Source organism: Niallia sp. MER 6 (assembly GCF_023714395.1).
Taxonomy (GTDB): domain Bacteria; phylum Bacillota; class Bacilli; order Bacillales; family Cytobacillaceae; genus Niallia.
The window spans coordinates 1-20,248 of the sequence record NZ_JAMAUK010000038.1; the positions used below are offsets into that span (position 1 = coordinate 1).

Genomic DNA, 20,248 nt, shown 5'->3' on the forward strand with positions numbered 1-20,248 from the left:
ATGATTTATTACAATTACTATAGATATCAGTGGAACTTAAAAAAGATGACCCCTGTTCAATACAGAGATCATCTTCTTAAAACTGCCTAGGCTTTTTTTAAATGTCCTTTACAAAGGGTACACTTTACATTGCGTGCTGTGTTTTTTTATTTTACAGCTTAAAGGAGCTCTTTAATGAAACAATTCGGTTAAATACAGGTTTTTCAGATGTTGTATATTTCGGATCTGCACTGAAATATCCATGTCTGAAGAATTGATATTTATCGTATGCTTGTACATCCTTCATATTTGGTTCAATGAAGCCTTGGACAATTTCAAGAGACTTCTCGTTAACATAGTCAAGGAAGGTTTCTCCTTCTGCCATTTCCTCCGCTTCTTCGTCTAAAATAAGCGGCTCATACAGGCGGAACTCAGCAGGGATGGCATTCGTCGCTTCCACCCAGTGCAATGTTCCTTTTACTTTTCTGCCTGTAAATCCAGATCCGCTTTTTGTTTCTTGATCATACGTACAGCGAAGCTCGATAACATTTCCTTCTTCATCCTTGATTACTTCCTCGCATTTAATGAAGTAAGCGTGTTTTAAGCGAACTTCGTTACCAGGGAATAGACGGAAATATTTCTTTGGAGGGTTTTCCATGAAATCTTCCTGTTCGATATAAATCTCACGAGAGAATGGAATTTGACGTGTTCCCATCTCTGGATTCTCTGGATTAATTTCTGCCTCCAGCATTTCAACTTGCCCTTCAGGATAGTTGGTAATAACTACTTTCAATGGGTTAAGTACGCCCATTGTACGAGGCGCTTTCAATTTCAAGTCTTCACGTACAAAGTGGTCCAGCATTGCTGAATCAACTGCACCAGAACCTTTTGAAATACCAAGCTCTTTACTGAATTCTTTAATCGCTTCAGGTGTTACGCCTCTTCTTCTCAAGCCGGAGATTGTCGGCATGCGAGGATCATCCCAGCCGTCTACGTATTTTTCATCCACTAAAAGCTTCAGCTTTCTTTTACTCATTACCGTATTCGTAATGTTTAAGCGGCCGAATTCAATTTGTTGCGGCGTGCTGTCCATTTCACATTCTCTAATAACCCAATCATACAGCGGACGTTGATCCTCAAACTCTGTTGTACACAATGAGTGTGTTACACCTTCAATAGCGTCCTCTAAAGGATGGGCAAAGCTGTACATAGGGTAAATGCACCACTTGTCACCTGTATTATGGTGTGAAGCATGTGAAATACGGTAGATTACTGGGTCACGTAAATTGATATTTGGAGAAGCCATATCAATTTTTGCACGCAGAACTTTTTCTCCATTGCCAAACTTACCATCTCTCATAGCTTGGAATAGCTCTAAGTTTTCTTCTACTGAGCGGTCCCTATGCGGGCTGTTTTTTCCTGGCTCTGTCAATGTTCCTCTATACTCACGAATTTGGTCTGCATTTAAATCATCTACATAAGCAAGACCTTTTTTAATCAGTAGGATGGCACGGTTGTACATCTCCTCGAAATAATCAGATGCAAAAAACAAGTTATCCCATTTGTAACCAAGCCATTCTACATCTTCCTTAATTGCATTTACATATTCAATATCTTCCTTCAAAGGGTTTGTGTCATCAAAGCGCAAGTTTGTTTTCCCTTTAAATTCATCTGCCAGTCCAAAATTAATGAAGATTGACTTGGCATGACCGATATGCAAATAGCCGTTCGGCTCTGGAGGGAAACGAGTGATGACAGTATCGTGTTTGCCTGTCTCCAAATCTTCCTTCATGATATTTTTAATAAAGTTTGAATTGTTCTCCACTATATGGCCACCTTTCTTTTATGTATAAAGATAAATGTGCTAAGTTTTACCATTTAGCACATTTTGCAGAAATGATACAGCAAAAAGATTTCTTCTTTTAATTATATCAATAATATATCCAAATTTTTATTATAAACTTCCTAGTTAAGAAACGAAAGTCCTAGAATTGTTCTTTTTAGGTGGAAAATAGAAGTTTCTGTTAAAAAAAGAACCGGATAGCAGCCATCAGGAACACACCTGCAAGCACTGTAGTAAGCAAGCTTTTCGTAAATAATGCTATCAGAAGTGTTGGAATGGAAGCAGCCAATACAGTCCAGTCTACATGTAATCCACCACTGGAAGAGGATAAAAGATTTTCTACAATTAAACCTGTGAAAATACAAACTGGCAAATAGGAAAGCCATTTTTCCACAGGCTCAGGAACAGTGAAATTCCTTACGAGTATAAATGGCAAAACTCTCGGAATGATTGTTACTACCATGCAGGCAAGCAAAAGCAGGAGATATTCACTTGTCATTATTTGTCACCACCCCAACTGTTGCTGTTATAATTGTTGCTACGATGACGGCAAGACTGCTCGACATAACTGCTGACAGGAGCACCATTAACACTACCATTACTATTATCAGAAATAGATAGTGCCTTAGTTTGGAAGCCTGAACTGTTTGAAGCTGAAGAATCAGCAAGGCAATAAACATAGCAGTCAAGGCATAATCAAGTCCAAAAATCTCAGGATCAGGGAACCATTTGCCTGCATATGCGCCGACAGTACAGGAAATAATCCAAACTGTATAGGCTGTAATATTTAGACCATTCATCCACCGGTCTGTTATCGGGATATTTTTAGCAATCTTTGTAATGGCAACACCAAAGGACTCATCTGTTACAAGACTGCCAATACCGATGTTTTTCAATAAAGAATATTGTGTAAATTTAGGTGCTAGTGCAGAGCTGAGCAGTAAATGTCTTAAGTTAACAATAAACGTTGTCAGCACAATCGCACTAGTTGGACTGCCTGCAGCAATCATCGCACAGATAATAAACTGCGCCGAACCAGCATAAACAAGCAGAGACATGAAAAATACAGCCGCTATGCTTAAACCGGAAGAGACACCAACCACACCCATCGCTAAGCCAATACTAATATATCCCAGCAATGTGGGAATGCAGTCCTTTACCCCATCTAAAAAGGAAAAGGAGTTTGCTTCCTTCTCTACGTAAACTTTTGAAGATTCCAGGATGATACCCTCCTACGTTGTTTAATATATTATATGAATGTATGTTATAATGTACAGTATATAAAAGCTAGAATCATAAATCAATGAAAATTTAAGGAGCGTATAATGGAATCTATTACAAATGTTATTGGGCAAAATCTTGAAAACCTGCGCAAAACAAGAGGTTATAGTCTGGATAAAGCAGCAGAGCTGACAGGTGTCAGCAAAGCAATGCTAGCCCAAATAGAAAAGGGGAAATCAAATCCGACTGTTTCAACATTATGGAAAATCGCAATGGGGCTGCAAGTTTCATTTTCTTATTTCATGACGGAAAATACAACGACTGTAAAGAAGGTGTTATTTAAGGAGATTGAGCCGTTTCGAGATGATGCAAATCAATATCGGCTGTTTTCACTGTTCCCGTTTCATCCTGAGAAGAAATTTGAAGTCTACACTGTTGAAATGGATGGAAAGACAGAGCATTTTTCGGAAAAGCATGCAGGGGAGGAGTATGTGATTGTTGGAGAGGGAAGTGTTGCTGTCGTTATTGGTGATGACAAATACTATCTTGAAAAAGGGGATGCCCTTTCCTTTACATCTAATCGAGATCATCTGTACATTAATACTGGAGAAACCTTGGCGACACTTTTTGTTCTCATTTATTATCCGGAATAAAAAAAGAACCATTCTCCAAATCGCCGGATGAATGGCTCTTTTTATGTTTTTTCGCTTTACTGGACAGCAGTTCAGCTTTTGTTTTTGTTGTTTTTGTCATATGGTTGATGGTGCCCCAGCCTCCTCTTTTAATAGCAGGGTTGAATCCTGTTTCTCGGAGCTGTTTTTCCCGTCTTTTTTTTGCAGCAGATTTAGCCATTTTTTAAATTCCTCCAATAAATAGAATAGGTATACTCTTAAAGCTTTAGCCTTGCTTTTAGAGTATACCTATTATTATATACATTTTCTTATGAAAGATGCTAAGTTAGGTTATGACATGGATTGTTTTGCATATTTTGGATGGCGGTGCAGCATTGTTATTAAGAAAATGCCGCATATTAGCAGCAGGCTGCTTGTTGTAAAGAAAACAGCTGAAAAGCCGTAATGTGCTGCTATCAATCCGCCGAAGGTTGGTCCAATCACATTTCCAAGGAAGCGCAGGCTTGTTTCGTATCCCATCACTTCGCCTTGCATAGTAATCGGAACCTCCTGCCTTATATAGGCTATCCTTACTGGTATAAGTCCGCCAATGGATACGCCGAGAATAAAGCGGATAATCAACAGCTGCCAATATTCATGAACAAATCCGCCTGGCAAGTAGACTAATCCTGCTATAAATAACAAGATGACAAGTATCTTTAGATAGCCGTTACGATCACCAATTTCTCCCCATTTTCGAGCCATCAGCAAGTTTCCTAACCCAGCTGCTGAAAAGGCGATGCCGGAAAATAAGGCGATGCTCTCTGGACCGTGCAGCTTACTTACATATAAAGAGAGGATCGGCTGAATGCTGAAATGGGCAATCTGAATAACAGCAGATATTAGCAGTACTGTAATAAATATTGGGTTTTTTAGTATATAGGCCAGCACCTCTTTTGACGAATAGTGCTTTTTGATGCCATCCTTCACAGGAAGGATGAATTCCTTTGTGGTGAAGACCAAGATAACGGACAGAAGGATAGCAAAAGAAGTATATCGGAAGGTTGCAGAGTAACCGAAGCTGTCAGCAATTGCTCCTCCAAGCAAAGGACCGATGAGGGAGCCTGTAATACTTCCGGTCTGCAAGGTGCCGAGAACCTTTCCAGCCGTTTTTTTAGGAGTTTGTGTAGCGATAAATGCCTGTGACATCGGAATAAAACCTGTAAAGAAGCCTGTGAAAAAGCGGAGCGCGAATAACTGCCATACGGAAGTGACAAAGCTCATTAGAAAGATGGAGAGTCCGAGACCGAAACCTAACGCAATTAAGATTTTCTTTCTGCCATACTTATCCCCAATCTTTCCCCAAATAGGAGAAAATAAAAAAGCGGCAATGAAGGTGACTGAAAAACAGAGACCTGACCAATGTTGAACATATTCCTCTGAGAAATTGCCCATTGACTCAATATAAAGAGATAAAAAAGGTAACACCATTGTCATGCTGCCGCTAATAAAGAAGTTAGCGAACCACATGATTGTTAAATTTCGTTTTGAATACTGTTGATAATCGTCCAAAAATAACACTTCTTTCCGAAAACAATTTCGTTTTTCTAAATATTATCTTAACGCAATTCATACAAACAAGGAAGCCTTTAGCTTTACAAAAATATTGGAAATGTGCTAGTTCATTTTATTTTTTTAAGAATATTCAGCATTTGTATTCCTTAAAAGAACAAATGTATTTTACGAGAAGAAAACACTTGCTTCTTTAGTGCAAAAAAGCAATAATATGTTTAGTATTAATAATGGAAAATTTAAAAAATACCCTTAAGCGAGATGTTCCGCTGTTTATGGGAATGATAGCGAGGGAATTGACTAGCATAAACAATATACTTGATTCAATGGGAGATGGCGGCATGAAGGTAGTTAAGTTTGGGGGAAGCTCATTAGCTTCAGGACAGCAACTGGAAAAGGTACTGCAAATCATTAAGGCAGATAATGAGCGCAGAGTTGTTGTAGTGTCTGCCCCAGGGAAAAGAAATAATGAGGATACGAAAGTGACAGATTTGCTTATCAGCTGCGGTGAGAAGGTTTTGGCAGGAAAGGATCCAGGCGAAGAGGTAGAACAGATTATCGAAAGGTATGCAGATATTGCCAGAGAGCTTGACCTTTCCAGTGACATCATCACACAGATTAAGGGAGATTTCCTGGAGCTGTTAGCAGGTAGTACAGAAAATGCCCATTCCTTTATGGAAGCAGTAAAGGCGAGCGGGGAAGATAACAATGCTAAATTGGTTGCGAATTTCTTAACAGCAAGAGGCTTAAAAGCAGTATATGTAAATCCACAGGAAGCAGGGCTAATCGTGACAGATGAGCCAGGTAATGCCCAAGTGCTGCCAGAGTCTTATGACCGCTTATATTCGCTGCGTGACTATAATGACATTATTGTGTTTCCAGGATTTTTCGGATACAGCAAGTCTGGTGAGGTTGTCACATTCTCAAGGAGCGGCTCTGATATAACTGGTGCAATCTTGGCAAATGGCCTCAAGGCTTCTGTATATGAGAATTTCACAGATGTAGATGCAGTCTACTCCGTAAATCCAGCTATTGTGGCTCAGCCAAAGGAAATCAGTGTCCTTACATATCGGGAGATGAGGGAGCTTTCTTATGCCGGCTTTTCTGTCTTCCATGCAGAAGCTTTAATTCCTGCTTATCGTGCGGGAATTCCGGTTCATGTAAAGAATACGAATAATCCTGCCGTTCCTGGTACAAAGATTGCAGCAAAGCGGGATAATGATAATGGACCTGTAGTAGGAATTGCGAATGATAAAGGTTTTTGCTCCATCTATATCAGCAAGTATTTAATGAATAAAGAGATTGGCTTTGCTAGAAGAGTTCTCTCTATTCTTGAGGAATATGGAATCTCTTATGAACATATGCCTTCAGGTATTGATGATTTGACAATCATTTTGCGTCAAGACCAGCTGCTCCATGTGAATGAATCAGAGCTGCTTGACCGGATAAAGGAAGAACTGCATGCAGAAGAAGCTGTCATCGAGCATAATCTGTCATTAATTATGGTGGTTGGAGAAGGAATGCGCCATAATGTCGGAACAACATCGCGGGCAGCGGCAGCGCTGGCACAGGCAGGAGTTAATATAGAAATGATTAACCAAGGTTCGTCTGAAGTCAGCATGATGTTTGGCGTAAAAGAGCATTTTGCCAAGAAGGCTGTGAAAGCATTATACGAAGAGTTTTTTCAATAAAATTTACACCTGCTGCTTTTATTAGCGGCAGGTTTTTTGTTTGCTCTTAAGTTTTGATGATTTGGAGTAGGACAAACAAATTGTGAGAAAAAAATTTAAGTTGAGATGAGTGTTAGATTTTCTGACATAAATTTAGTTTATAGTAGAAAATGAAAGCGGAAACAATGTTGTGGTAGGTAGAACGGGGGAAAAATAAGTGCAGATACAATAATTAACTATTAATTCTGTTTATTATGATAATTAAAAAAACTTAGTATACTATTCCGAAAATTGAAGTTAATTTATAAGAAATAGAATACTTGCTAGGAAAAAGAAAGGAGGAATTCGCTAATATTACCAGTAATAGAGAGTGGCAACTCAACTAGAAAAGAGTGAATAAATATACTTTTTAATTTGTAATTATTAAAACCTCAAAAAACCTTTTGGAAAGATGTAATTAAAATTCTTCATTATATTAGGAGGGAACGTATGTTACAAAAATGGCATGAAGAGCTGGAAACAATGTTCGATCAGATGGTGGAGTGGAGAAGACATATGCATCAGTATCCTGAGCTGTCATTCCAGGAGGTTGAAACTCCAAAGATGATTGCAGATATCCTTGAGGGATTCGGAATAGAAGTGAGGCGCAATGTTGGGGGCAGAGGTGTAGTAGGAAAAATCTATGGAGCGAAACCAGGGAAAACGATTGCCTTGAGGGCAGACTTTGATGCATTGCCAATTCAGGATGAGAAGGAAGTGCCTTATAAGTCAAAGGTCGCTGGTGTAATGCATGCTTGCGGGCATGACGGCCATACTGCCACATTGCTTGCCGTTGCAAAGGTACTGCAGGATAACAAGGAAAACATCGCCGGTAATATAGTGCTTTTACATCAGCATGCAGAGGAGCTGTCACCAGGCGGTGCAAAGGCAATGATTGAAGATGACTGCCTTGCAGGAGTTGATGTAGTATTCGGAGCACATCTATCCAGTTTAAGTGAGTTAGGCAAGTATTATTGCAAGCCAGGTTATTCCCAGGCTGCAGCAGATGCATTTGAAATCACAGTAAGCGGAAAAGGCGGACACGGTTCATCGCCACATGAAACGGTCGATGCTATCGCTGTCGGCACAGCTCTTGTTACACAACTGCAGTTCATTGCAAGCCGCAGAGTAGATCCACTGAACCCTGTTGTACTGTCAATCGGTTCCTTCCACAGCGGCAATGCTAAAAATGTTATTGCTTCAAAGGCAACATTGACTGGAACAGTAAGAACACTCGATAAAGACTTACGTGTATTTATGGAAGAGGAAATACGCTTAATGGCAGAGAGTGTTTGTGAAAGCATGCAAGCATCTTGTGAAGTGAATTACATAAAAGGATATCCTGCCGTTTATAATCATGAAGAGGAAGTGGCTGTTTTTGAGAAGGTGATTGCAGACAGCCTAGATAAGGAAATGGTCGTTCGATCTTTGCCAATTATGGGAGCAGAGGACTTCTCCTATTATCTGCTAGAAAAACCAGGCATGTTCTTCCATACTGGTGCAAGAATAGAAGAGGCACAAAGCTATCCGCACCACCATCCAATGTTTGATTTTGATGAGAGAGCCATGATAAATGCCGGCAAAGCTTTCTTGAGTATTGTAGAGCACTATGTTGCTATTAAGTCACAAGAGGAAGTGGCGGAAACTGTTCTTTAAGATTTGTAGTCAAGCTGATAATTTAAATAGTGGATGGGAGAGATGCTGCAATGTTAAGCAAATGGTATGAAGAAATTGAAGCGATGTATAGCAAAATGGTGGAGTGGAGACGTCATTTTCATGAAAATCCCGAGCTTTCCTTTCAAGAAGTAAACACTAGCAAAATGATCGGTGATTTACTTGAGAGCTTCGGAATTGAAATAAGAAGAAATGTTGGCGGAAATGGGGTTGTTGGAAAAATTCGCGGGGCTAAACCGGGGAAAACCATTGCTTTGAGAGCTGACTTCGATGCATTGCCAATTCAAGATGAGAAGGATGTTCCCTTTAAATCGAAGGTAGACGGAATCATGCATGCATGCGGACATGATGGTCATACAGCCACATTGCTGGCAGTGGCAAAGGTGCTGAATGACAATAAGGAAAGTCTTGCAGGCAATATTGTGCTTTTACATCAGCATGCAGAAGAGCTTCCGCCAGGTGGGGCTATTGCCATGATAGAGGATGGATGTCTTGATGGAGTAGATGTTGTGTTTGGGGCACATCTTGCTTCAGGAAATGCGCTTGGAGAAGTGCTATATGGAGTCGGACCTGCTTCTGCTGCAAGTGATACCTTTGAATTGAAGATTCAGGGCAAAGGCGGACATGGAGCTTCTCCGCACCAAACAATTGATTCTATTGCAATTGGAGCGCAGATTGCTAACCAATTAAAGCATATTGTCAGCCGCCGTGTTAATCCGCAAAAACCTGCTGTTATCTCAATCGGCTCCTTCCATGCAGGTAATGCTGGGAATGTCATTGCAGACACTGCAGAAATAACTGGCACAGTCCGTACTTTTGACGAAGATGTTCGTGACCTTATTGAAAAAGAAATGGATGAACTGATTAGCGGTGTTTGCAAGGCATTTCATGCAACCTATGAATTTGATTATTCAAGAGGCTATCCTTCCACTGTGAATACACAGGAAGAAACAGATATTCTTGTAGAGTGCATTACAGCTAATTTACCAGATCAGAAGCTAGTGGAAATCGTGAAGCCAGGAATGGGCGGAGAGGATTTTGCTTATTATCTTCAACACAGACCAGGCTCATTCTTTTCTGTCGGTGCTAGAAACGAAGAAATCGGTGCTGTTTATCCTCATCACCATCCAATGTTTACATTTGATGAGAGAGCAATGCTTCATACAGCAAAAATTTTCTTGAGTCTAGTAGATTATTATCTGAATCCTGAAAAGGCTGATGCATTAGTAGAATCAACCACTATTTAACTGAAATTCAACTGGAGGGGGAAGAATGGGGAACAATATTTTAGAAGTGGATAAACTGCAAACGGCTTTTAAAACAGATAAGGGGGAAGTCATTTCTGTCGAAGAAGTGACTTTCCAGCTAGAGCCTGGTGAGACAATCGGGATTGTCGGTGAATCAGGCTGCGGTAAGAGTGTTACTTCTTTATCTATCATGAGACTTCTCGGAACACACGGCTTCATAAAAAAGGGCTCTGTAAAGCTGAATGGCAAAGATTTAACACAAATTTCAGAGGCTGATATGAGAAAGGTGCGCGGAAACGAAATTTCCATGATCTTTCAGGAGCCGATGACCTCCTTAAATCCGGTATTCACAATCGGAAACCAAATGGTTGAATTGATTCGTCTGCATATGGACTACAATGCGAAAGAGGCAAAAAGCTATGCAGTAGAAATGCTTCAAAAGGTTGGGATACCGAGAGCAGAAGTAATTATTGATGAATACCCCCATGCTCTATCAGGCGGAATGAGACAGCGGGTCATGATTGCGATGGCATTATCCTGCAAGCCAAAGCTGTTGATTGCAGATGAGCCGACAACAGCCCTTGATGTCACAATTCAAGCGCAAATACTGGAACTAATGAAAAGCTTAAAAAAGGAATCGAACACTTCCATTATGATGATCACACATGATTTGGGCGTTATTGCTGAAATGGCTGATAAGGTGATTGTTATGTATGCCGGCCAGGTGGTGGAGGAAGCGGATGTATTTACATTATTCGATGAACCGAAGCATCCATATACAAAAGGTTTAATCGATTCCATCCCTCATTTAGAATACGATTCAGATGAGAAGCTGTATTCTATCCCTGGGTCTGTACCGACATTGCAGCAAATGCCAAAGGGCTGCCGTTTTCATACAAGATGTCCTTATGCAATGGAAAAATGCATTGCAGAAAGACCTCCCCATGTAGAGGTTGATGGCAAGAGTGAGCATAAAGTAAGATGCTGGCTTTATGATGAGGCAGGCAGCAAGACAAGCACACATACTAGTGGAAGTGAGGTAAATGTATGAGTAAGATAACTTTACCTGAAAAAGACGGAATATTAGGACAATTATCCGATCCGTTGTTAGAGATTAGAAACCTCAAAAAATATTACCCAATTAAAAAAGGTGTGCTGTCGAAAACAGTCGGTCATGTAAAGGCTGTTGATGGGCTGGATTTCTCCATCTATCCTGGTGAAACCATCTCACTTGTCGGTGAATCGGGATGCGGTAAATCAACGACAGGAAGAGCAATTGTTAAGCTGGACCCTCCGACAGATGGGAGTGTGCTGTTCGAAGGAAAAGATATGGCAGATTTAAGCAAAGGGGAATTGCGAAAAATCCGCACTCAAATGCAAATAATTTTCCAGGACCCTTATTCCTCCCTTAATCCGCGCAAAAGAATCGGCGATCTTTTAGCGGAGCCGCTGTTGGCACATAAATTAGCTTCAAAGGAAGAGGTGAACAAGAAGGTAGATCAGATGCTTGAGACAGTGGGATTAACTAAGTTCCATAAGGGGAGATATCCTCATGAGTTCTCAGGTGGCCAGCGGCAAAGGATTGGTATCGCAAGGGCACTGATGCTGAATCCAAAATTGATTGTTTGTGATGAGCCTGTATCTGCACTTGATGTTTCTATCCAGGCACAGGTGCTGAATCTGCTCAAGGACTTACAGAAGGAGTTCAATTTAACTTACCTTTTCATTGCCCATGGCCTTGGTGCAGTCAAATATATCAGTGATAGAATTGCGGTTATGTACTTAGGGAAAATCGTTGAGCTCGGCAAAACCGGTGATATCTTTGCAAGGCCAAAGCATCCGTATACACAAGCGTTGTTAAGCGCCTACCCGATTCCAAATCCGCATTTGCGGGATAGAGAGCGGATTGTGGTGGAAGGAGATGTACCGAGTCCGGCTAATCCTCCAAAGGGGTGCAGATTTTATACGAGATGTCCGTTTGCGGCTAATATTTGCAGAGAGCAGGAGCCTGTTTTGAGCGGAGACAGCCATACGGTTGCCTGTCATTTTCCACTATCATAACAAAGGGAGGGAGCTCATAAATGCTACAGTACATTATCCGAAGAATATTAATTGCCATTCCAGTATTGTTTGGGGTGACGGTATTTAACTTTGTCATCATTAATATGGCACCCGGAAACCCTGTTGACATGTACCTCAATCCAGATGCAACAGAAGCGGATGCAGAAGCAAAGAAGGAGGCGCTCGGACTTAATGATCCTATCTATGTCCAATACTTCCGCTGGCTTAGCAATCTGCTTCACGGAGATTTTGGTTTTTCTTATACAACCTATGAACCAGTGCTCGATCTTATTTTAACAAGAGTGGGGCCAACGCTTCTCCTCATGGGGGCAGCACTTGTCATTGCCTATATTATTGCTATTCCGATTGGGATTCTCAGTGCGACAAGACAGTATTCTTGGATTGATTATTTAACGACAACATTTTCCTTTTTAGGTGTTTCCATCCCAAGCTTTTTTCTAGGACTCGGAGCGATTTATGTGTTTGCGTTAGTGCTAGGTGTCCTCCCTACAGGTGGAATGTTTACACTTGGAAGTGACGGAGGCTTTATGGATACACTCGTTCACCTCTTGCTGCCGGCACTCATATTAGGAACAGGGATAGCAGGCAGCACAGTCCGATACGTTCGAAGCAGCATGCTTGAGGTGCTGGGACAGGATTATTTAAGAACAGCCAGAGCAAAAGGGCTTAAGGAGTTCATTGTCACAAATAAACACGCTTTGAAAAATGCCCTTATTCCAATAATCACGATTATAGGTATGGAAATACCAGTGTTAATAGGTGGTGCAGTTGTAACAGAACAGATCTTCCAGTGGCCCGGGTTAGGACAATTGACAATCCAGTCAATCAGCTCCAGAGATTATCCGACATTAATGGCGATAAACTTCCTGGCTGCTTTTGCTGTACTGTTCTCCAATCTGCTCACAGATATTCTTTATTCTGTCGTCGATCCGCGCATCAAATATAGCTAAGGGGGGAGGAATTAGGATGAGTATACCAAATGTAAAGCTCGATACAGAGCTGCCAATCAATCAGCTGCCAGTTGCAGTCAAAGAGGAGCTTGGCAATGAAGAAAGCTATCTAAAGCTAATTACGAAACGATTTTTTAAACATAAGCTGGCTGTTGTCGGTTTAATCATTTTCAGTTTCATTGTGCTTTTAGCAATATTTGCTCCGCTGATTGCCCCGCATAATCCTTATGCTGTTGAAGGGGAATTCGCTGCGGCGCCAAGCGCTGAACATATTCTTGGGACAGATGAAGTAGGCAGAGATTTATTTAGCCGATTGATATATGCTGCCAGAGTTTCTCTTTCAGTAGGCGTCGGTGCTGTTGTTATCTATGTAGCCATCGGTACTATTTTAGGTGCGATCGCTGGATACTTTGGAAAATGGGTAGATATGGTCATTATGCGTATTACAGATGTCTTCATGTCGTTCCCTTATTTGATGGTCATTCTAGTTTTGGTAAGCATCATGGGGCCAAAGCTCATTAATGTTATTCTGGTTTTAGGCTTGCTTGGTTGGCCGTCGATTGCACGGCTTGTTAGGGGGAGCGTCCTTTCCATTAAGGAGATGGACTATGTGAAGGCAGGTGTTGCTCTAGGTTTTTCTACACCAAAAATTGTTTTTCAGCATATCTTGCCAAACTGTATTGCCCCAATTTTAGTAAATGCAACCTTCGGGATTGCTTCGGCAATTATTATGGAAGCTTCTTTAAGCTTTCTCGGCATGGGTGTTCAGCCGCCTACAGCGAGCTGGGGGAATATGCTGACAGAAGCACAATCAATAACGGTATTGGCATCACAGCCATGGCTTTGGATTCCACCGGGCATTATGATTTTGCTTTCCGTGCTTTCCATTAACTTTATGGGCGACGGACTGCGAGATGCAATGGACCCAAAAAGCCTGAAGTAAGTGATGGGAATATATATACACAGTCTAAAGATAAATGGGGGAAAACAGATGAAGAATGTATTCAGAAAAGGATTAGGCTTAATCGCGATTGCAGTCCTGCTTTTATTGTCAGCATGTTCAGGTGCAGCAAACAGCGGCACGAATGCAGGGGGCTCCAAAGACAACACGATGTATATCGGACTAGTAAATGCTCCAGTCAGCTTCAACCCTATTAATTCATCTGATATTGCTGCTTCATGGCTTGAAAAATTCATGTTTGATACGTTTTTAGAAATGACTGGGCCGCTGGAATTCACTCCTAAGCTTGCAGATTCATTTGAAACAGAAGACAATCAAACATTCACCATTAAGCTGAATGATAAAGCAGAATGGTCTGACGGAACGCCAGTAACAGCAAATGATGTTGCGTTCACGATGAATCTTGTGGCAAACCCTAAAACAGAAACAGCAATCGGCACATATTTGACAATCATTGACGGATTGACCGAAAACGGCAAGTTCCCAGATGGTGTTACAGAAATTCCTTCCTTAACAATTGTTGATGATAAAACAATCCAATTTAAGACAAAAACACCAGTAGATCCAAACATGGTTAAAGAACAGCTTGGCTCTAAATTTATGATTCTTCCAGAGCATGTTTTAAAAGATGTAGCTCCAGAAGACTTGCAGAAGGATCCTTTCATGCAAAAACCGACAGTAACAAATGGGCCGTTTAAATTCGTGAAATATGCGAAGGACCAATATGTGGAGTATGAAAAGAATGACAACTACTATTTAGGTGAAGTAGAGCTTGATAAAATGTTCGTTAAGATTATGCCTGCAGCAAACCTTGTTGCACAGCTTCAAACAGGTGAGATTAATATGAATGCTGCCGGCGGTATCGGCAAGATTGCTGTACAGGATTTCGATACAGTGAAGGGCTTTGAAAATGTAACAACAAAAACAGATAAAACATATGGCTATCAAAATATGATGTTCAACACAGAAAAAATTACTGATCAAAAAGTCCGCCAAGCAATTGCTTATGCGATTGACCGGGAGAAAATAGTTGATCAGCTGTTGAAGGGTGAAGGAGAGATCGTTGATGGACCATATACATCAATTAGCCCTTACTTGGATAAGGATTTAGCAACATACACATATGACCCAGAAAAGGCAAAACAATTGTTAGAGGAAGCTGGATGGGATTTCAACAAAACAATTGATTTTGTTGTACCGATTGGCAATAAAGTTCGTGAGCAGTCTGCTGATATCATTGCCCAAAACTTAGAGGCAATCGGCTTGAAACTCAATACAACAACTTATGATTTCCCGACAATTATGTCAAAAGCAAAAGCAGGCGAATTTGATTTGCTGCTTATGGGATTCACGAATACAATCGATCCTGATGTGACTACTGTTTATGGTAGCGGCGCTACAAGCAACTATACTAACTACAGCAACCCTGAAGTTGATAAGCTGCTTCTAGCAGGAAAACAAGAGCCTGATACAGAAAAGCGTAAAGAAATTTACAATCAGCTTCAGGCAATCTGGAGCGAGGAATTGCCAGTCTTCACCCTTTATTCCGATTTTGATTTTGGAGCAGTATCAAAAGATGTTGCTGTCGGAGAACCGAAAGTATTTGGCTTCCATAATGAGATGTATAAATGGTCACTGACAGGAGCAGAATAATAAAAAATTAATTTAAATTTAAGGCGGGGGCTGTAGAATAATTCTACAGCCTTTTTACCGTAAACTTAGCGGAGCTGCTCCTGCCTAAAAAAGTGCTGAGATAGGTATAAACTTATGTTTTCTATTTTGGGGAAAAGAGGTATGATAATAGCAATATTTAGTTTTCCTAAAGAATTTAAAAACGGTTACATTGTTTATACAAAAGGCGGGAGGAGAAACATGGCAAAAATATTTAAAAGACTTCGGACATATCAAGTCAGCATCGCTGTTGCATTAGTTCTGATGCTGACAGAACTTGCAGTAGAGCTTGTCCAGCCTCTTATTATGGCAAAGATTATCGATGATGGATTGGCACATCAAAATACGGACACTGTTATTTTTTGGGGAAGCATTCTTGTCGGTATTTCCCTGCTTGCCTTTGCAGCAGGAATTATCAACACATTTTATTCAGCCCATGTCAGCCAGAACTTCGGCTACAGCCTCCGCAAAGAGCTCTATTCAATCATTCAATACTTTACATTTGCCAACAGCAGCAAGTTTTCCAGTTCTTCCTTAATAACAAGGCTGACAAACGATATTACACAGCTGCAAAATATGATTTTTATGAGCTTGCGTTTCCTTCTCCGTTCTCCCTTATTAATAGTCGGCGGAATCATCATGTCCTTTGCTGTCAACGCCAGGCTTGCTTTAATACTTGCAGTGACTATTCCTGTTATCATCCTGATGTTTATATGGGTAATCCGCAAAGGCGGGAGGCTGTTTAAGAAAGTACAGAGTAAATTAGATTTCGTGAACAATGTAATGCTTGAAAACTTAACCGCCGTTAAGCTGATAAAGGCATATACTCGAAAGCGATTTGAGAACGATCGGTTTACTGTTGCCAGTGATGATTTAAAACAAAGCACAGAAAAAGCGTTGCGTGTAATGGAAATCACTGTTCCGCTCTTGCTGTTTATCATGAATCTCTGTATAATTGCCATCCTTTGGCTGGGATCAGGCCAAATAGCTGCTGGTGAGACACAGGTGGGGGATGTTGTTGCCATTATCAACTACTCATTAAGAATTACCTCTTCTCTATCTGTCATCACAATGCTCATTATGGTGATTTCCCGCTGTAAGGCATCAGCTGACAGGCTGCAGGAGGTTTTTGAGATGGAAGAAAAGGACAATGATAAAGCGAATCCTTCTCAGCAGCAAAAGAAAATTACCGGAAAATTAACATTCCGAGATATTGCCTTTGCTTATCCGAATACAAAAGTAAATGTACTGGAGAAAATCAGCTTCACTGTACAGCCCAATGAGGTCATTGCTGTCATGGGAATTACCGGAGCAGGAAAAACATCATTATTTCAGTTAATACCAAGACTCTTTGAACCGACTAAGGGTGCTGTTTATATGGATGACACAGATATCACTGATTATGATCTTGATTCCTTGAGAAAGCAGATTGGCTATGTGCCGCAAGTTTCCTTATTGTTTACAGGAACAATAAAGGAAAATATCATGTGGGGAAACCCTTTTGCTTCTGATGAGATGATAGTAAAGGCAGCTAAAGATGCACAAATACACGAGACAATTATGAAGCTGCCGAAGAAATATGAGACAAGAATTGGCCAAAAAGGCATTAATTTGTCTGGCGGACAAAGGCAAAGACTGTCTATTGCAAGGGCACTCGTAAGAAATCCTAAAATATTGCTTTTGGACGACAGCACAAGTGCGTTAGATTTGCAGACAGAAAAAGAGCTGCTTCAGGCAATCTCCACATATAATGCGACTGTACTTTTAATTACTCAAAAAATTTCAACAGCACGAAAGGCAAATCGGATTCTTCTGATGGAGGAAGGGAAAATTCTTGCCTATGCCCATCATGAACAGCTGTTGAAAGAAAACAAACTTTACCAGCAAATAGTTGAGTCACAGTTAGGGAAGGAGGAGGCTAGTCATGTTTAAGACCCTGACCGATGCTTTTTTGTATCCTAAGCCGGAAATAGGTAGGAAGGCTACAAAGAAAAAGGCGAAGGCAAAACCCCGAAACATGAGCAGAACCCTGTATCGTTTATGGCAGTACATGGCTGTCCAGAAAGGCCTACTCTTTGTTGTGCTGTTTCTTGTAGCCGCAAGCTGCTTGTTAGGTTTATTAGGGCCTTTTCTTGTCGGTAAATCAATCGATCAATATATTGTAAACAAAGAATTTACCGGGCTTGGCACGATGCTGCTTATACTCGGGGTCATCTACTTCTTTTATTCTGCCAGCCTATTTTTGCAGAACTATTGGATGATTGGCATATCCCAGTCAACGGTGTACAGACTTCGCACTGACCTTTTTGCACAGTTTCACCAGCTGCCGATTGCCTATTTTGATAAAAGACAGCATGGAGAGCTGATGAGCAGGGTGACAAATGATATTGAGAATGTCAGCTCCACACTCAACAGCTCTGTTATCCAAATATTTTCGAGTATTCTAACACTGATTGGAACGGTCTCCATCATGCTCTGGCTCAGTCCTCTCCTCACCGTACTGAGTTTAACGATAATACCTGTTATGTATTTTGGGATGAAATGGATAACGGCAAGAACAGGAGTGCTCTTTAAGGAACAGCAGAATAAATTAGGGAATCTAAACGGTTTTATTGAGGAATCCATTTCAGGCCAGCGAATTGTTAAAACCTTTTCCCTAGAAGACAGGATGATTAGTGACCTTGTTGATAAAAGTGAAAACTTAAAAAATGTTAGCTATTGGGCCCAAGTTTATTCTGGCTTTATTCCAAAGCTGATGAACATGCTCAATAATATCAGTTTTGCACTGATTGTCGGTGTCGGCGGACTAATCATTTTAAAAACTGGAAACATTTCTATCGGAGTTATCGTCATATTTGTTGAATACTCACGGCAGTTCACCCGCCCTCTGAATGATCTTTCCAATCAGTTCAACACATTATTATCTGCAATAGCTGGGGCGGAAAGAGTATTTGAAGTGCTTGATGAACAGAAAGAGGAGAAGGATGAAAACACAGCCTTTTCTCTTGAAGCTGTAAAGGGTGATGTTGTTTTTTCAAATGTGTCTTTTGCTTATGAAGAAGATAAAGGCATTTTGAATGGTGTTTCTTTCCATGCTAAACAAGGTGAAACGATTGCCCTTGTCGGTCCTACTGGAGCAGGAAAAACGACGGTCATTAACCTTCTGTCGCGATTTTATGATGCCACAGAAGGTACAATCAAACTCGATGGCTATGACCTTACCAATATTAAACGAGAGAGCCTACGCTCCCATATGGGCTTTGTTCTCCAGGATGCTTATTTATTTTCAGGGACAATTAGAGAAAATATTCGTTATGGAAGGCTGGATGCAACCGATAAAGAGATAGAGGAAGCAGCCATGCTTGCAAATGCCCACAGCTTTATCAATAGTCTGCCGGACGGATACGACACGGTTTTGGCAGCAGATGGGAACAGCATCAGCCAAGGACAAAAACAGCTGTTGTCAATTGCTAGAGCAATCCTTGCTGACCCTAAAATACTTATACTTGATGAGGCAACGAGCAGTATTGATACAATAACTGAATTGAAAATTCAAGAAGCGCTGCAGGTGCTGATGAAGGAGAAAACCTCCTTTGTTGTTGCTCATCGATTGAACACAATAAAGCATGCCGATTGTATACTAGTGCTTAATAATGGTGAAATCATTGAAAAAGGGTCGCATGATGAGTTATTGCTGAAAAAAGGCTTTTATTATCGACTGAACCAGAACCAGTTTCAGACAAATTCTGGCGAAAATGGAGCTGAAGGTCTTTAAAATACCAAGAAAAGGGGAATTGACTGACCGGTCATTTTTCTCTATAATAAAGACAGGTGCCTGTCACCCTTAACATTTCGAAGAGGTGAATGGTTGAAATGAAAACAATCGATCAGATTATCGAACTTTTGAAGAATATTGGAGTCAATGCAGAAAAGGTTTATAGAAAACCAAAGGAGACTTATTGATTTATGGATCGCTCTAACAACAATGAATCACTGCTTTCTCTAAACGATTGGAGCTTAGACGACCTTTCAAATGAACTGATAGAGTGGAAAAACAATTTAATCGTCTATCGCTTTGCTTTAGAGGAAGTTAATACAAAACTGAAAATATTAAATGAAGAATTTCAATTTATCCACAATCACAATCCGATTGAACATATTAAATCACGAATTAAGGATCCGCGCGGGATTATGGTAAAACTTAACCGCAAAGGTCTCGACATTACAGTTGAAAATGCGAAAGAGCATATTCACGATATAGCTGGTGTACGAATTACCTGCTCTTTCATCTCTGATATTTATGACATTTATGAAATGCTGAAAAAACAAAGTGATATAAAAATCGTAGAAGTAAAAGATTATATTGAGAACCCAAAACCAAATGGTTATAAAAGTCTCCATTTAATTGTTAAAATTCCTGTGTTTTTGAGCAATGGAATGGAAGAAGTATATGTAGAGGTACAAATAAGAACAATAGCTATGGACTTCTGGGCAAGCCTTGAGCATAAAATTTATTATAAATTTGATAAAGGCATACCAAACCATTTGCTTGCAGAACTGAAAGAAGCAGCAGATGCGGCCCATGAACTCGACGTTAAAATGAAAAAGATTAAAGATAGAGTTGATATTTACCAAACAGTTGGAGATGCTCAAACCCTCGTCTAAATTAAAAAAGAAAGTCTGCATTTCTCAGCAGACTTTCTTTTTTTCTTAAACTGCTGTTTCGAT

Annotated in this window: 18 protein-coding genes; 13 read left to right on the plus strand and 5 right to left on the minus strand. The window is 40.5% G+C overall.

The features are described 5' to 3' along the window. Window positions 1–90: IS3 family transposase (locus tag M3600_RS25385; protein ID WP_164849538.1), on the plus strand; the 90-nt coding region annotated here is incomplete at its 5' end. Window positions 91–151: 61 nt separating this feature from the next. Here M3600_RS25385 and M3600_RS25390 read toward each other — a convergent pair. The 3 genes from M3600_RS25390 to M3600_RS25400 form a co-directional block, all read right to left on the minus strand. Beyond that, complete coding sequence (locus tag M3600_RS25390; protein ID WP_237940660.1) at window positions 152–1,804, minus strand: glutamine--tRNA ligase/YqeY domain fusion protein; 1,653 nt, start codon at window positions 1,802–1,804, stop codon at window positions 152–154. Window positions 1,805–2,003: 199 nt separating this feature from the next. Further along, a complete protein-coding gene (locus tag M3600_RS25395) occupies window positions 2,004–2,321 on the minus strand; it encodes an AzlD domain-containing protein (RefSeq protein ID WP_237940661.1) in 318 nt (105 codons plus the stop codon). Then, entirely contained in the window at window positions 2,311–3,042 is a 732-nt protein-coding gene (locus M3600_RS25400) for an AzlC family ABC transporter permease (protein WP_251648041.1), read from the minus strand. Before M3600_RS25400 ends, M3600_RS25395 begins: the two co-directional genes overlap by 11 nt. A 105-nt stretch (window positions 3,043–3,147) precedes the next feature. On the opposite strand from M3600_RS25400, the gene M3600_RS25405 reads away from it, so the two are divergent. Beyond that, window positions 3,148–3,696 carry a helix-turn-helix domain-containing protein gene (locus M3600_RS25405; RefSeq protein ID WP_233316274.1) on the plus strand — a complete coding sequence of 183 codons (549 nt, stop codon included), beginning with the start codon at window positions 3,148–3,150 and terminating at the stop codon, window positions 3,694–3,696. On the opposite strand, the gene M3600_RS25410 is transcribed toward M3600_RS25405, so the two are convergent. Together M3600_RS25410 and M3600_RS25415 are read right to left on the minus strand one after the other, a co-directional pair. Then, window positions 3,677–3,895 (minus strand): hypothetical protein, encoded by a 219-nt coding sequence (locus M3600_RS25410; protein WP_251648034.1) that lies wholly within the window; start codon window positions 3,893–3,895, stop codon window positions 3,677–3,679. The two genes, M3600_RS25405 and M3600_RS25410, sit on opposite strands and share 20 nt — an antisense overlap. Window positions 3,896–4,005: 110 nt before the next feature. Continuing rightward, complete coding sequence (locus M3600_RS25415) at window positions 4,006–5,184, minus strand: MFS transporter (RefSeq protein WP_233316404.1); 1,179 nt, start codon at window positions 5,182–5,184, stop codon at window positions 4,006–4,008. Between the two features lie 383 nt (window positions 5,185–5,567). On the opposite strand from M3600_RS25415, the gene M3600_RS25420 reads away from it, so the two are divergent. The 11 genes from M3600_RS25420 to M3600_RS25470 all read left to right on the plus strand — a co-directional run bounded on the left by M3600_RS25420 (window position 5,568) and on the right by M3600_RS25470 (window position 20,185). Then, a complete protein-coding gene (locus tag M3600_RS25420) occupies window positions 5,568–6,917 on the plus strand; it encodes an aspartate kinase (protein WP_233316405.1) in 1,350 nt (449 codons plus the stop codon). A gap of 468 nt (window positions 6,918–7,385) precedes the next feature. Further along, window positions 7,386–8,591, plus strand: coding sequence for an amidohydrolase (locus M3600_RS25425; protein WP_233316276.1), 1,206 nt, complete (start codon window positions 7,386–7,388; stop codon window positions 8,589–8,591). 50 nt (window positions 8,592–8,641) lie between these two features. Next, window positions 8,642–9,856: a M20 family metallopeptidase gene (locus tag M3600_RS25430; protein ID WP_233316277.1), complete on the plus strand. Its 1,215-nt coding sequence runs from the start codon at window positions 8,642–8,644 to the stop codon at window positions 9,854–9,856. A 25-nt stretch (window positions 9,857–9,881) separates the two neighbouring features. Beyond that, window positions 9,882–10,907, plus strand: coding sequence for an ABC transporter ATP-binding protein (locus tag M3600_RS25435; RefSeq protein WP_233316278.1), 1,026 nt, complete (start codon window positions 9,882–9,884; stop codon window positions 10,905–10,907). Further along, window positions 10,904–11,917: an ABC transporter ATP-binding protein gene (locus tag M3600_RS25440; protein ID WP_251648035.1), complete on the plus strand. Its 1,014-nt coding sequence runs from the start codon at window positions 10,904–10,906 to the stop codon at window positions 11,915–11,917. Before M3600_RS25435 ends, M3600_RS25440 begins: the two co-directional genes overlap by 4 nt. 20 nt (window positions 11,918–11,937) lie before the next feature. Further along, complete coding sequence (locus M3600_RS25445) at window positions 11,938–12,888, plus strand: ABC transporter permease (RefSeq protein WP_233316280.1); 951 nt, start codon at window positions 11,938–11,940, stop codon at window positions 12,886–12,888. A gap of 16 nt (window positions 12,889–12,904) precedes the next feature. Continuing rightward, window positions 12,905–13,831, plus strand: a complete 927-nt coding sequence (opp4C, locus tag M3600_RS25450; RefSeq protein WP_233316281.1) for an oligopeptide ABC transporter permease — start codon at window positions 12,905–12,907, stop codon at window positions 13,829–13,831. Between the two features lie 48 nt (window positions 13,832–13,879). Beyond that, window positions 13,880–15,502 (plus strand): ABC transporter substrate-binding protein, encoded by a 1,623-nt coding sequence (locus tag M3600_RS25455; RefSeq protein ID WP_233316282.1) that lies wholly within the window; start codon window positions 13,880–13,882, stop codon window positions 15,500–15,502. Window positions 15,503–15,721: 219 nt separating this feature from the next. After that, window positions 15,722–17,452 (plus strand): ABC transporter ATP-binding protein, encoded by a 1,731-nt coding sequence (locus M3600_RS25460; protein ID WP_233316283.1) that lies wholly within the window; start codon window positions 15,722–15,724, stop codon window positions 17,450–17,452. Further along, the gene (locus M3600_RS25465; protein WP_251648038.1) at window positions 17,445–19,295 is read left to right on the plus strand and encodes an ABC transporter ATP-binding protein; all 1,851 of its coding nucleotides are present in this window, start codon (window positions 17,445–17,447) and stop codon (window positions 19,293–19,295) included. The genes M3600_RS25460 and M3600_RS25465 overlap by 8 nt, the downstream gene beginning before the upstream one ends. A gap of 191 nt (window positions 19,296–19,486) precedes the next feature. After that, window positions 19,487–20,185: a GTP pyrophosphokinase gene (locus tag M3600_RS25470; RefSeq protein WP_233316285.1), complete on the plus strand. Its 699-nt coding sequence runs from the start codon at window positions 19,487–19,489 to the stop codon at window positions 20,183–20,185. The last annotated feature ends 63 nt before the right edge of the window (window positions 20,186–20,248 follow it).

Coding starts and splice junctions, on each gene's coding strand:
- M3600_RS25395 (WP_237940661.1), bottom strand. CDS start 2,321: ATGACAAGTGAATATCTCCTGCTTTTGCTTGCCTGCATGGTAGTAACA.
- M3600_RS25405 (WP_233316274.1), top strand. CDS start 3,148: ATGGAATCTATTACAAATGTTATTGGGCAAAATCTTGAAAACCTGCGC.
- M3600_RS25410 (WP_251648034.1), bottom strand. CDS start 3,895: ATGGCTAAATCTGCTGCAAAAAAAAGACGGGAAAAACAGCTCCGAGAA.
- M3600_RS25415 (WP_233316404.1), bottom strand. CDS start 5,184: ATGTGGTTCGCTAACTTCTTTATTAGCGGCAGCATGACAATGGTGTTA.
- M3600_RS25420 (WP_233316405.1), top strand. CDS start 5,568: ATGAAGGTAGTTAAGTTTGGGGGAAGCTCATTAGCTTCAGGACAGCAA.
- M3600_RS25425 (WP_233316276.1), top strand. CDS start 7,386: ATGTTACAAAAATGGCATGAAGAGCTGGAAACAATGTTCGATCAGATG.
- M3600_RS25430 (WP_233316277.1), top strand. CDS start 8,642: ATGTTAAGCAAATGGTATGAAGAAATTGAAGCGATGTATAGCAAAATG.
- M3600_RS25435 (WP_233316278.1), top strand. CDS start 9,882: ATGGGGAACAATATTTTAGAAGTGGATAAACTGCAAACGGCTTTTAAA.
- M3600_RS25440 (WP_251648035.1), top strand. CDS start 10,904: ATGAGTAAGATAACTTTACCTGAAAAAGACGGAATATTAGGACAATTA.
- M3600_RS25445 (WP_233316280.1), top strand. CDS start 11,938: ATGCTACAGTACATTATCCGAAGAATATTAATTGCCATTCCAGTATTG.
- opp4C (WP_233316281.1), top strand. CDS start 12,905: ATGAGTATACCAAATGTAAAGCTCGATACAGAGCTGCCAATCAATCAG.
- M3600_RS25455 (WP_233316282.1), top strand. CDS start 13,880: ATGAAGAATGTATTCAGAAAAGGATTAGGCTTAATCGCGATTGCAGTC.
- M3600_RS25460 (WP_233316283.1), top strand. CDS start 15,722: ATGGCAAAAATATTTAAAAGACTTCGGACATATCAAGTCAGCATCGCT.
- M3600_RS25465 (WP_251648038.1), top strand. CDS start 17,445: ATGTTTAAGACCCTGACCGATGCTTTTTTGTATCCTAAGCCGGAAATA.
- M3600_RS25470 (WP_233316285.1), top strand. CDS start 19,487: ATGGATCGCTCTAACAACAATGAATCACTGCTTTCTCTAAACGATTGG.